General features: G+C 27.1%; 11 protein-coding genes and 1 pseudogene. 10 read left to right on the plus strand and 2 right to left on the minus strand.

All coding sequences use genetic code 11. The features are described 5' to 3' along the window. From SPJ33_RS04545 to SPJ33_RS04565, 5 genes and pseudogenes are all read left to right on the plus strand, one after another. Positions 1-318, plus strand: a pseudogene (locus SPJ33_RS04545) (carboxypeptidase M32); the annotation flags it as partial. Between the two features lie 203 nt (positions 319-521). After that, the gene (locus SPJ33_RS04550) at positions 522-1,925 is read left to right on the plus strand and encodes a glutamate decarboxylase (protein WP_321116783.1); all 1,404 of its coding nucleotides are present in this window, start codon (positions 522-524) and stop codon (positions 1,923-1,925) included. A gap of 217 nt (positions 1,926-2,142) precedes the next feature. Further along, complete coding sequence (locus SPJ33_RS04555; RefSeq protein ID WP_321116784.1) at positions 2,143-3,222, plus strand: alanine--glyoxylate aminotransferase family protein; 1,080 nt, start codon at positions 2,143-2,145, stop codon at positions 3,220-3,222. A gap of 18 nt (positions 3,223-3,240) precedes the next feature. Continuing rightward, positions 3,241-4,149 (plus strand): D-2-hydroxyacid dehydrogenase, encoded by a 909-nt coding sequence (locus SPJ33_RS04560; RefSeq protein WP_321116785.1) that lies wholly within the window; start codon positions 3,241-3,243, stop codon positions 4,147-4,149. Positions 4,150-4,230: 81 nt separating this feature from the next. Continuing rightward, positions 4,231-5,472, plus strand: coding sequence for a DUF1015 domain-containing protein (locus SPJ33_RS04565; protein ID WP_321116786.1), 1,242 nt, complete (start codon positions 4,231-4,233; stop codon positions 5,470-5,472). Between the two features lie 38 nt (positions 5,473-5,510). Here SPJ33_RS04565 and SPJ33_RS04570 read toward each other — a convergent pair whose 3' ends face one another. Further along, positions 5,511-6,203: a 5'-methylthioadenosine/adenosylhomocysteine nucleosidase gene (locus tag SPJ33_RS04570; protein WP_321116787.1), complete on the minus strand. Its 693-nt coding sequence runs from the start codon at positions 6,201-6,203 to the stop codon at positions 5,511-5,513. Between the two features lie 183 nt (positions 6,204-6,386). Here SPJ33_RS04570 and SPJ33_RS04575 point away from each other — a divergent pair, with 183 nt between their 5' ends. The 4 genes from SPJ33_RS04575 to SPJ33_RS04590 all read left to right on the plus strand — a co-directional run bounded on the left by SPJ33_RS04575 (position 6,387) and on the right by SPJ33_RS04590 (position 11,353). After that, positions 6,387-7,151, plus strand: a complete 765-nt coding sequence (locus tag SPJ33_RS04575) for a tRNA threonylcarbamoyladenosine dehydratase (protein ID WP_321116788.1) — start codon at positions 6,387-6,389, stop codon at positions 7,149-7,151. Positions 7,152-7,517: 366 nt separating this feature from the next. After that, a complete protein-coding gene (locus tag SPJ33_RS04580) occupies positions 7,518-8,450 on the plus strand; it encodes a GNAT family N-acetyltransferase (RefSeq protein WP_321116789.1) in 933 nt (310 codons plus the stop codon). A 25-nt stretch (positions 8,451-8,475) separates the two neighbouring features. After that, positions 8,476-9,141, plus strand: a complete 666-nt coding sequence (locus tag SPJ33_RS04585; RefSeq protein WP_321116790.1) for a class D sortase — start codon at positions 8,476-8,478, stop codon at positions 9,139-9,141. A 40-nt stretch (positions 9,142-9,181) separates the two neighbouring features. Then, complete coding sequence (locus tag SPJ33_RS04590; RefSeq protein ID WP_321116791.1) at positions 9,182-11,353, plus strand: SdrD B-like domain-containing protein; 2,172 nt, start codon at positions 9,182-9,184, stop codon at positions 11,351-11,353. Positions 11,354-11,395: 42 nt separating this feature from the next. Here SPJ33_RS04590 and SPJ33_RS04595 read toward each other — a convergent pair whose 3' ends face one another. Next, the gene (locus SPJ33_RS04595; RefSeq protein WP_321116792.1) at positions 11,396-11,887 is read right to left on the minus strand and encodes a PTS glucose transporter subunit IIA; all 492 of its coding nucleotides are present in this window, start codon (positions 11,885-11,887) and stop codon (positions 11,396-11,398) included. Between the two features lie 270 nt (positions 11,888-12,157). Here SPJ33_RS04595 and SPJ33_RS04600 point away from each other — a divergent pair, with 270 nt between their 5' ends. Continuing rightward, the gene (locus SPJ33_RS04600; RefSeq protein ID WP_321116793.1) at positions 12,158-12,685 is read left to right on the plus strand and encodes a hypothetical protein; all 528 of its coding nucleotides are present in this window, start codon (positions 12,158-12,160) and stop codon (positions 12,683-12,685) included. The last annotated feature ends 285 nt before the right edge of the window (positions 12,686-12,970 follow it).

Here is a 12,970-nt window from a genome sequence, read left to right on the forward strand (position 1 = left end):
CCTAAAGATGATAGTGAAGGAATATTACAAGATGTACATTGGTCAGATGGTTCTTTTGGATATTTCCCAAGCTATGCATTAGGAAATCTTTATGGAGCCCAAATGCTTCACACAATGAAAAAAGAATATAAAGGTATGTGTGAAGATATAAGAAAAGGTGAATTAGAAGGAATTCGTATGTGGCTTTATGAAAATGTTCATAAATATGGTGCTATATACTCTCCAAGTGAATTAATAAAAATTATTAGTAATGAGGATTTAAACTGTAAATATTTCTTAGATTACTTAGAAGAAAAATATATGGCAATATATAAATAGGATGATATGTTTATTAATAATCTATGCAAAGTGCCTATTTTAGGAGTTTTAGAGGATTTTTATAAAGTTTATATAAAAGTAAATAATGTAAAGTTAAAATTTTTGTTCACCCAAATGGCAAGACTACGGGGAACGCCACAGCCTACCTGAAGATGAACATGTTATAAATATAAAAATAATTAATAATCTAGGGAGGTCTTACTATGTTATTTAGTAGAGATGATAAAGAATTAAAAGATACTTACAGAACACCGATATTTGGTACAGAAGAAGAAGATGTAGAAATGCCAAGATATTCAATTGGCAAAAAATCTATGCAACCAAGAGTGGCTTATAGATTAGTTAAAGATGAATTAATGGATGAAGGTAATGCAAGATTAAATTTAGCTACATTTTGTCAAACTTATATGGAAGATGAAGCTATAAAATTAATGTCTGAAACATTAGAAAAGAATGCTATTGATAAATCAGAATATCCTCAAACAGCAGAGCTTGAAAACCGTTGTGTAAATATAATTGCTGATTTGTGGCATGCGCCAAGTGATATGAAATTTATGGGTACTTCAACAGTTGGATCATCAGAAGCTTGTATGTTAGCTGGTATGGCTATGAAGTTCAGATGGAGAAATAGAGCTAAGAAATTAGGTATGGATATAAATAGCAAGAAGCCTAATTTAGTAATATCATCAGGATATCAAGTATGTTGGGAAAAATTCTGTGTATACTGGGATATAGAAATGAGATTAGTTCCAATGGATAAGGAACATATGAGCTTAAACATAGACAAGGTAATGGATTATGTTGATGATTATACTATAGGTATAGTTGGTATATTAGGTATAACTTATACAGGTAGATTTGATGATATTAAAAAATTAAATGATGTAGTTGAAGAGTATAATAAAACTGCTAAATTATCATTGCCAATTCATATAGATGCTGCTTCAGGTGGTTTATTTGCACCATTTGTAGAACCAAATCTTAAATGGGATTTCAGATTAAAGAATGTTGTGTCAATAAGTGCTTCAGGTCATAAATATGGACTAGTTTATCCAGGTATCGGTTGGGTAATATGGAAAGATGAACAATTCCTACCTAAAGAATTGATATTTGAAGTAAGCTACTTAGGAGGAAAGATGCCAACAATGGCTATAAACTTCTCAAGAAGTGCAAGTCAAATAATAGGACAATATTACAACTTCTTAAGATATGGTTTTGAAGGATATAAACAAATACATCAAAGAACAAGAAATGTTGCAATGTATTTGGCAAAAGAAATCAAAGATATGGGATTATTTGAAATCTATAATGATGGAAAAGAATTACCAATTGTTTGCTATAAATTAAAAGAAGATGCTAACGTAGAATGGTCATTGTATGATTTAGCTGATAGATTATTAATGAAAGGATGGCAAGTACCTGCTTATCCATTACCAGAAAATTTACAAGATGTAATAATCCAACGTATAGTATGTCGTGCTGATTTAGGTCATTCAATGGCTGAAGAATTAATAAGAGATATGAAAGCTGGTATAAAAGCTCTTAACAATGCACGTGTTTTACAAAAAAATGAAATAAATAAAGGTGCATATGGTTTTACACACTAATTAATATTAAAGATTACTAAATAAACAATAATTCAATTCATTATAATTAGATTACTTTTCTAAACACCTATGTATTAGTTTAATAGATAGGTGTTTTTTATTGTAAAGGTGTGAAATTTTTTAAGTATAAATCATATTATTAATAATTAACCAATTTTCACGTATAAATAATAAATATGGGATTTTGAAATATAATTCAATAATTGGGGGAATGCGCATGCATAAAAAGTTATTTATTCCAGGACCTGTTGAAGTAAGAGAAGATGTATTAGCTCAAATGAAAAAACCTATGATAGGACATAGAAGTAAAGAGGCATCAATTATTCAAAGAAGGATAAGTGATAACTTAAGAAAATTATTTTTTACAGAGAGTGAAATATTATTATCAACGTCATCAGGAAGTGGTCTTATGGAAGGGGCTATAAGATCATGTACATTAAAAAGAGCTGCTGTTTTTTCTGTTGGGGCATTTGGAGACAGATGGTATAAGATGGCTATAAATAATAATGTAGAAGCAGATATTTTTAAGGTTGAAATGGGAAAAGGAATCACAAAAGAAATGGTTGATAAGCAATTAAGTACTGGTAAATATGATTTAGTTGCATTAACACATAATGAAACATCAACAGGGGTTATGAATCCTATCGATAAAATTGGAGAAGTTGTTAAAAAGTATTCAGATGTTGTGTTTATAGTTGATGCAGTAAGTTCTGCTGCAGGATCAAAGATAGAAGTTGATAAAAATGGTATAGATATTTGTATTACATCTAGTCAAAAAGCATTAGGACTTCCTCCAGGACTTTCAGTATGTACTTTCTCAAAAAAGGCTAAAGAAAGAGCAGAAAAGGTTAAAAATAGAGGATTTTATTTAGATCTTTTATCACTATATAAATACATTCAAAAAAAAGATTATCAATATCCTTCAACTCCATCTATTCCTCATATGTATGCTTTGGATTATCAGCTTGATTATATATTAAATAAAGAAGGATTAGAAAATAGATTTAATAGACATATTGAGATGGCAAAGGTAGTTAGAGAATGGGGGAGAAAATATTTTGAATTATTCCCACAAGAAGATAAATTGTTGTCTAATACACTTACTACTATAAAAAATACTAGAGGTATAAGTGTAGCTGATTTAAATAAAGAATTAGGCAAAAGAGGTTTTGTAATATCTAATGGATATGGAGATTTAAAAGAAAAAACATTTAGAATAGCTCATATGGCTGATTGTCAAATGAGTGATATTAAAGAGCTATTAGAAAATATTGAGGATATATTAGGGTTAAAGTAAAAATGAGGGGGCAAAATTTTGTATAGAGTTTTAGTTAATGATGGTATGCAACAAGAAGCTATTGATAAGTTAAAGTTGTTAGGAATAGAAGTTGTTGATACTCATTATAATCAAGATATATTAGGAGAAACTTTAAAAAGCTTTGATGCTGTTGTGATTAGAAGTGCTACAAAATTAACTAAAGAAATATTAAAAAAGGCATCAGAAGGGCAATTAAGACTTTCAATAAGGGCAGGTGTTGGAATTGATAATATAGAAGTTGAATATGCTAAATCGCTTGGAATAACAGTAAAAAATACTTCAAATGCAAGTTCAAATTCAGTTGCAGAACTTGCAATCGCTCATATATTTTCAGTTGCTAGATTTTTAGGCATATCTAATTTTACTATGAGAAATGGTGAGTGGAATAAAAAACAATACAAAGGAACTGAAATTTATGGAAAAACACTTGGAATAATAGGGATGGGGAGAATAGGACAAAGTTTAGCCAAAAAAGCTGAAGTTCTAGGAATGAAGGTGATATATTACACAATTGAAGGTAAGCATGATAATCTTCATTATGAATTTCTAGATTTTGAGGAAGTATTAAGAAAATCAGATTTCTTATCTCTTCATACACCATATGATAAGAATAAAGGTCCTTTAATTGGTGAAAATGAATTTAGTATGATGAAAAATGGAATATATATAATAAACTGTGCAAGAGGTAAAGTTGTAGATGAAAAAGCATTATTAAAGGCACTTGAAAGCGGAAAAGTATCAGGAGCTGGAATTGATGTATTTGAAGATGAGCCGACAAAAAATTTAGATTTAATAAATGATCCAAGAGTTAGTGTAACTCCTCATATTGGGGCATCAACTAAAGAAGCTCAAAATAGGATTGGAGATGAAGTAGTTTCTATTATAAGAGAATTTTTTAATCTATAAGTTATTGAAATATAAGAAGTTTTATCATTTATAAATGATAAAACTTCTTATAAATTAATTATTAAATTGGGAGGTGTTTTTATGGTGGTTGTTAGACCTTTTAAAGCTATTAGACCAATTAAAAGTTTAGCTTCAAAAATAGCTTCGTTGCCATATGATGTTATGGATAGTGAAGAGGCAAGAGAAATAGCAAAAGGAAATCCATATTCATTTTTACATATAGATAAAGCTGAAATAGATTTAGATACTAATATTGATGTTCATGATAAAAGGGTTTATGAGAAAGCAAGAGACAACTTAAATAAAATGATTAAGAATGGAGAATTTATTCAAGATAAAGAGGATTATTTTTATATATACAGACAAATAATGAATGGAAGAGAACAAGTAGGGCTTGTTTTTACAGCATCTATTGATGATTATATAAACAATGTTATAAAGAAACATGAGTTTACAAGAGCTGATAAAGAGCAAGATAGAGTTAATCATGTAGATTATTGTAATGCAAACACTGGACCGATATTTTTAACTTATAGAAAAAATGTTGAGGTATCAAATATTATAAAAAGGTATGTAGAAAAAGAAGCAGAATATGACTTTTATTCTGAAGATGGTGTAAGACAAAGTGTATGGATTATAAATGACAAGAAAGATATAGAATTTTTAATGAAATTATTTAAAACTATAGATAGTATGTATATTGCAGATGGTCATCACAGGTGTGAATCAGCAGCAAAAGTTGCAAAGATGCGAAGATTAGATAATCCTAATTATAAAGGAGATGAAGAATTCAATTATTTTTTAGCTGTAGCATTTCCAGACGAAGATTTATGTATAATGGATTATAATAGAGTAGTTAAAGATTTAAATGGACTTACTAAAACTGAATTTATAAAAAAAATTTCAGAAGATTTTAATGTAAGTAAATATAATGGTGATGGTGGATATAAACCAAACAAAAAACATGTTTTTGGAATGTATTTAGAAAAAGAATGGTTTATATTAGAAGCTAAAAAGAATAGTTTTGATGAAAATAATCTGATAGAAAGATTAGACGTTTCAATACTTCAAAAAAATTTACTAGAAAAAGTATTAAATATTAAGGACATTAGAACATCAGATAGAATAGATTTTATAGGTGGAATAAGAGGCATCAAAGAATTAGAAAGACGTGTAAATAAAGATATGAAGGTTGCGTTTTCTATGTATCCAACAGATATTAGAGATGTTATGGATATTTCAGATATTAATGAGGTTATGCCACCTAAATCAACTTGGTTTGAACCAAAACTTAGGAGTGGATTGTTTATTCATAAGTTATAACTATAAAATAAAAAAAGTCCTAATGGACTTTTTTTATTTTATAGTTTATCTATCATGCCTTTAAGGATTGTTGTTGAGTTTCTAACTCCGATTGGAGTAAACTTTTCATAATCCATATGTGCACCATTATTAGCATTATCTGAAATTGATCTTATAACTACAAATGGAACGTTATTTAGGTAGCAAACGTGAGCAATACTTGCGCCTTCCATTTCAACGGCTTTAGCATCAAATTCTTCTTCAAGCCATTTAATTGTATCTACGCTAGCTACAAATTTATCTCCTGAAACTATTCTTCCTAAGAATGTATTAAAGCCTTCTATTTCATCACAAGCTTTAGTGCAAACTGACACTAAGTTTTCATCACACTTGAAATCAAAAGTATCTAATCTTGGGATTTGACCGTGCTTATCTCCAAAAGCAGTTGTATCCATATCATATTGAACTAGGTTTTCAGCTACAACAACATCTCCAGGGTATATATCCATTCCGATACCACCTGCAACTCCTACATTAATTATTGTACCTACATTGTATTCTGAAATTAATATTTGAGCACATATAGCTGCATTAACCTTACCTATTCCTGAAACTACAGCTACAACATCTTTACCCCATAATTTACCTTTATGGAAAGTCATATTTGCTTTAACTTTTTTTTCAGTAACATCCATATCTTTTAGAAGAATTGCTAATTCTTCATCCATTGCACTTATTATTCCAATTATCATAAATCTAATCCTCCGTGAAAAATTAACTGCCTAAAATATAAACAGTCTTATACAATATTATAGACTTAATAAATTGGTTAGTAAATACAGTAAGTATTTTACATAACTAAAAAACTTGTATAAGATAATAATATAAAATAAAATATATATAAATATTTTTGAAACAACAAAGGAGATAAATATATGGCACAACATTCATTGTCAAGAACAGAATTACTTATAGGAAAAGAAGGTTTAGATAAATTAAAGAATGCAAAGGTAGTTGTATTTGGAGTAGGTGGAGTTGGAAGTTTTACAGTTGAAGCATTAGTTAGAGCTGGTGTTGGAAATTTAGTATTAATTGATGACGATACAGTATGCCTTACTAATTTAAACAGACAAATTCATGCTACATATAACACAATAAGTAAAGTTAAAGTTGATGTTATGAAAGAAAGGGTTTTAAGCATTAATCATAAATGTAATGTAATTACTCATCAAACTTTTGTAACTGCAGATAATATATCAGAATTTATAACAGATGATGTTGATTATGTAGTTGATGCAATAGATACAGTAACAGCAAAGATTGCTCTTGCAAAATATTGTTATGAAAATAATATAAATATAATAAGTTCAATGGGAACAGGTAATAAGTTTGATCCTACTCAATTTAAAGTTGCTGATGTATTTAAGACAAGAGTTTGTCCTCTTGCAAAAGTAATGAGAAGAGAGCTTAAAAATAGAGGAGTTAAAAAACTTAAAGTTGTATATTCAGAAGAACAACCAGCTAAACCAAGAACAGAAGATGTTGTCACATGTAAAACTGGTTGTGTTTGTACTGGAGGAACTAAAAAGTGTGCTGAGAAAAGACAAATTCCAGGAAGTATATCATTTGTACCACCAGTTGCAGGTATGATACTTGCTGGAGAAGTTATAAAAGATATAATTGGAATGAATAATAAGTAATTGCCTGTGGATAACTTTTTAGTTTTCCACAAGTTAAACTTACATAAATTGGATAAAATATGATGTTTATTGAGTCCATTTGCTAAGAAAATATAATATGTGACAAGCTTTAAAGCACAATATATTGTGCAAAAATAAAAGTTATCAACAACATGTTGATAAAGTTGGGGATAACTTTTTAAAGTGGAAAATCTCTTTAATTTCTTTAAAGAGATTTTTTTATTGTTATAATTTTGAAATTACAACTAATTAAAGGAACTTTAACTTATAGGAAATATTATTTAAAATATGATAACGAAATGCTTGTAAACAAAAAAGTATAATATATAATATTCTTATAAGACTTTAATTTTAGGAGAATTTAATATGTCACCAAATTATACAGTGAATATATTTTTAAATAAAGGAAGCAACAATGAGTATGTTATTAGAGATAAAAATAACATAAATATAGGTAGGTTTTCTGTAGAAGGACTAGATAAAGTCAGTAAAAAATGCAATGTTGATTTTAAATTTTACAGGGAACATGATTATAAACTATTAAGAGAAACTTTAGAATTATTATTAATGGCGACTTTTAAGTATAAAAATATTTTTAAGGTTAACATAAGAGTAGCAGAGGAAATAAATATTTCGCCATTTCTTGATTTAGGATTCATTCTAGAGGGTATATTATCGGACAATATATATTCTAGCGGAGTTTACAAAAATGAGCTTATGTTAGGAATCAATCGAGAAGATTATAGATATAAAAATTGTGCATCTATGATTCAATTAGATGGAGAAAACATTTCCTTAAGAAATTTAACTCCAAATGATGATGAAGAATTATTACAATATTATATTAAGAATAAGAAACACCTTGAAAAATTTGAACCTACAAGAGATAAAGACTTTTACACACTAGCATCGCAAAGAAATTCATTAAATGAAAGTTATAAACAATTCTTAAATGGAACCTCAATAGATTTGGCAATTATATATGATAACAAAATAATAGGAAGAGTTAGACTATCAAATATAGTATATGGAGTATTTAAGAGTGCTATCCTTGGATATTCAATAGATAAAGATTTCCAAGGAAAGGGATATATGAAAGAAGCTGTGAATTTAGTGACGGAATATGGGTTTAAAGATTTGGATCTTCACAGAATAGAAGCATCTGCACTTTTGATAAATGAGAGATCTAAAGGTGTATTAGTTGGAACTGGTTTTAAGAAGTTAGGTATAAATGAAAAATATTTATTTATAAATGGAGTATGGCAAGATCATGTAACTTATTATAAAATAAAAAGTTAAAAAGCTACTATTAGGAGATTCTAAAATGAAAAAATACAAAAATAAATTTTTTACTCTATTTGCAGTTTTGCTTATTTTTATAGGTATAATTTTTGTTGCATATCCTTTTGTAGAAATTCAATTAGATAAAAAAAGTATATCCAAAAATATAGATGAATGGGATAAACAAAAAGCTGAAATAGTTGAAAGTAACAAAGATTATAAAGATAAACATACAAATGATATAAATAACATAGAAAAAGATAAAGAAAACGAAACTAATAGTAATAAAGATAAAAACCATACAATAAAATTAGATGGTAGAGAGATAGTTGGGAAAATCATAGAACCTAATACAAATAAACAAATTCCTATAATTATGGGAGCAACGGAAGAAAATTTATTAGGTGGTGCAGCTCTATATGATAATGGAGTATTTCCTGGAGATAAGGGAACTGCAATTATATTAGGCCATAGAGAAACAACCTTTGGATTTTTAAAGAACATAAAAAAATCAGATATAATAGAAGTACAAACTTTAGATAATTTATATAAATTTAAAGTTAAGAAGACATATATAACAACTCCAGAAGATGAATCAATACTTGCTCAGGAAGAAGGTCCAAGCATGACGTTAGTAACTTGTTATCCTTTTAGATATGTAGGATCTGCACCTGAAAGATTTATTGTTAAGCTTGATTTAATTAAATAATTATAAAAATACACGAGAAAAAAACAAGGTGATAAATATTATGAAAGTTTATAGATATGTAATAAGGTGGCTAAATTTAATTTTAGTGACCATAATTTCATGGCAATTTTTGCAACTTATTAATACGAATTATGTTCATGCTAATGAAAATAATAAAAACATAGAGATTAATGAAAATCTACAAAATCATGGAAATACAAAAGAATTATATTATTCATATCCATATCTAAAGGGGAATAAATATAATCTAACACCTAATGATTATAGAAAAACAAATTCACCAAATAACTCAATCACAATAGGTGAGTATAAAAGTGTATTATTAGAAAAAGTAGCAAATAATTTTAAAGATGTTAATCAAGATAACGATATAGATGTAAATAATCTATCTTCATTAGGAGGAAATATATGGAATGATATTAATGGAAATGGAATACAAGAAGATAATGAAACATTAATAGAAGGTATAGAAGTAAATCTTTTAGATGAAAACAAAAATACAATAGATGTTACTGAAACAGATGCGTTTGGTAGATATGAATTTGATAATTTAAATAAAGGTATTTACTATATAAAGGTTAATAAATCTGATGAGTTTAATTTAGCTATAAAGAATAAAGACAATAGTGATGAAGATAATATTTTTAGTGAAGAGGGATGTTCATCAAAAATAGAAATAAAAGATAAAATAGAAAACTATGATATAGATCTTGCCATGATAAAACCTATAAGTATAAGTGGCTTTGTTTGGAATGATATAAATTGGGATAATAAAAAAAGTGAAAATGAATATGGTATTTCAAAAATGCTTGTTAAGCTATATAAAGACGGAGAGCTATTTTCAAAAACAACAACAGATTTAAATGGGAAATATTATTTTAATAATCTTAATCCAGGTAAGTATAAATTAAAATTTGTTGACTTAAAAAACGCATATGTTCCAACTACTGAAGATTCTATAACTAACATAATAGATAAAGATAATTTTACAAAATCATATATGTTATTGTCAGGAGATAATAAAGATGATATTAATGTAGCATTCCATAGAGCTAAGATAAAAAGTAGAGTTTTTAGGGATAATAATTTTAATGGTATACAAGATGCAGATGAACGTGGAATAAAGAGTGTTACTGTAAATTTATATTCAGAAGATGGAGAGTTTATAAAGCAAACCAAAACAAATGATTTAGGAATATATGAATTTGATAATCTATTACCAGGAAAATATTATATTGAAGTTGAAAAGGTAAAAGATTGTGATAAATTTTCACCTAAAAAATCTGATACATTACTTAATGGTAGCTCAGTAAATAAGGATGGAATATCAAGTATATTTAATATAGAAAAAGGACAACAATATATTTATTTAAATGCTGGTATTTCATTTGTTGGCAATATAAAAGTAAAAGTTTTTGAAGATGTAAATTATACTGGTAAATATGACGAAAATGATAAACTACTAAAAGGAACCAGAGTAAAATTATTAAGCTCAAATGGTGATGTAGCTAAAGATGTTTACGGAAACTATGTAAAAGATCAATTTTCAGATGAAGATGGTAATGTTAAATTTGAAAATTTACCAAAGGGTGAATATAAAATTAATGCAATAATTCCAAAAGGATACAGTAGTTTTACAAAACAAAATACTAATATAAAATCAAGTTTTAGTAATGTAAATACTGGCGGATATAGTGAAAATATAAATATTGAAACTTTAGATAAATATGATTCTATAAAAGTTGGAGTTATAAAATCTGGTAATATAGGTAACAAAGTATGGTATGATGATAACAAAAATGGAAAGCAAGATAATGATGAAAAAGGCGTTGAGGGAATAGATGTATTCCTTTGTGATTCAAATGGTAAATTATTATCAGTGACGAAAACTGATAATAATGGTAATTATAATTTTACTGATTTAGATCCAGGCAAATATTATGTAATGTTTGAAACACCAAAGAATTTAGGCACAACTAATTTAAAAGATAATGGATTACAAACACACAAAAGCAGAGATATAAATTTATCTTCAGGTGAAACAGATAATAGCATTAATTTAGGTGTTTATATAAAACCTGATTTATCAAAAGAAGTAAAGAAGTTACCAGTAACGAGTAAAAAAGGCTCTGATTACGTATTAGTAGGAAGTATTTTAATAATAGTAGGATTAGCAATTTTAATTTATAAAAGGATAAGATATAAAAAATAAAAAAATAAAAAAACTCATTGCAATATTGCAATGAGTTTTTTATTAAAAGTTATATGTTAAAACTACATTTTCACCAGCTACTACATCCATATCAGTTTCAACATCTATTGATTTAACTATATCAGGATTAGTTATAAGAACTGGAGTAATTAATGACAAACCTTTATTTTTAATTAATTCTCTATCTATTTTAATTATAGGAGTTCCAGCTTTAACCTTTGTTCCTTGTTCTACTAATTGTTCAAATCCTTCTCCATTTAACGATACAGTTTCTATACCTATATGAACAATTATTTCAACTCCATTCTCTAAAGTCATAGCAAATGCATGCTTTGTTTTGAAGATTAAAGTTACTTCTCCGTCACAAGGTGCTACAATCACATCACCTGTAGAATCAATTCCAAGACCATCCCCAGCCATCTTTTGAGCAAATACTGGATCAGGAACTTCTGATAAATTTATAGTTTTTCCACTAACTGGAGCAACCAAGTTTAATTTTTGATTTTTTTTATTTTTTTTAAATAACCCAAACATAATTTTAAATCCCCTTTTAATTCTCATTATTAAATGATCTGTAATCATCATTTAGAAAACTATATAAGCTTAATTTAACGATTACATTACTATAAATATTATATACTTAATAGCAAAAATTGTAAATTAGTATAGCAAAGATTATTTAAATGAATATATGTCTAATTATAGAGGGTATCTTAAAATAATTTCTTTTTTAGTATTTTATTTTCTGATATAATATTTAATTCAAATATGAAAGTATTAGCTATGGAAGAGGAGTGAATTTATATGAGAAGTCTTAATAAAAATGAATTTATAGAGAAAGTAGAGATAAGGCCTGAAAATATATTGGAAGGTTTTAATAATTATAATAATGCAATAATAACAACTGATAAAGTTGGCAATGAACAGATTGAGAAAGATTTTATTAATTTTTTTGTAGATATATTTATGAAAAGCAAGGGTAATATAGTAGATTATTATGGAAATATATTAAACTCTGATGAATTTAATAGAATGATAAGTACATTAGAAGATAATGAAAAAAATGAACTCATTAAATTTAGAGATGTATCAAATAATAATCATATTTATTTTGAAATAGATAGTATTGAACTTATAATAATACTAATAAAATTATCAGTAAGGGGTATACTATTTAGTACATTCTATATGGTAAAAGACAATGTAACTATTTGGAGTAATTATGATTATAAGTTTGTAATATTTTTTAAGCAAAAAGGTATAATTACTGATTACTTAAATATAGCTAAAAAATATAATTTATTAATAAAGGATATAAAATTCGAAAACTAAACCTAGTGTATCAATATGTGATATTTTTAGTAATACATAGAAAAAAGAAGAAATACAGTTTTTAATAGGTATATTTATGAAGAATTAAGTCGATAGATGTCAGAAAAAAATATATAATAAAGTTGTCGCTTGAAGGTGACGAGAAAAAATGGTCTTTGAAAATTGAACAGAATATAAAATACATTTAAACAACCAGCAATTCTTTTTACAAGTAAGTTTTATGAGTTAAATGATTAAACTTTTTATTGAGAGTTTGATCCTGGCTCAGGACGAACGCTGGCGGCG

Source organism: Clostridium sp. (assembly GCF_034179595.1).
Classification (GTDB): domain Bacteria; phylum Bacillota; class Clostridia; order Clostridiales; family Clostridiaceae; genus Clostridium.

Excerpts from the sequence above, each read along its gene's own strand:
- SPJ33_RS04550 (WP_321116783.1), top strand. The coding sequence starts at position 522 with ATGTTATTTAGTAGAGATGATAAAGAATTAAAAGATACTTACAGAACA.
- SPJ33_RS04555 (WP_321116784.1), top strand. The coding sequence starts at position 2,143 with ATGCATAAAAAGTTATTTATTCCAGGACCTGTTGAAGTAAGAGAAGAT.
- SPJ33_RS04565 (WP_321116786.1), top strand. The coding sequence starts at position 4,231 with ATGGTGGTTGTTAGACCTTTTAAAGCTATTAGACCAATTAAAAGTTTA.
- SPJ33_RS04570 (WP_321116787.1), bottom strand. The coding sequence starts at position 6,203 with ATGATAATTGGAATAATAAGTGCAATGGATGAAGAATTAGCAATTCTT.
- SPJ33_RS04575 (WP_321116788.1), top strand. The coding sequence starts at position 6,387 with ATGGCACAACATTCATTGTCAAGAACAGAATTACTTATAGGAAAAGAA.
- SPJ33_RS04580 (WP_321116789.1), top strand. The coding sequence starts at position 7,518 with ATGTCACCAAATTATACAGTGAATATATTTTTAAATAAAGGAAGCAAC.
- SPJ33_RS04585 (WP_321116790.1), top strand. The coding sequence starts at position 8,476 with ATGAAAAAATACAAAAATAAATTTTTTACTCTATTTGCAGTTTTGCTT.
- SPJ33_RS04590 (WP_321116791.1), top strand. The coding sequence starts at position 9,182 with ATGAAAGTTTATAGATATGTAATAAGGTGGCTAAATTTAATTTTAGTG.
- SPJ33_RS04595 (WP_321116792.1), bottom strand. The coding sequence starts at position 11,887 with ATGTTTGGGTTATTTAAAAAAAATAAAAAAAATCAAAAATTAAACTTG.
- SPJ33_RS04600 (WP_321116793.1), top strand. The coding sequence starts at position 12,158 with ATGAGAAGTCTTAATAAAAATGAATTTATAGAGAAAGTAGAGATAAGG.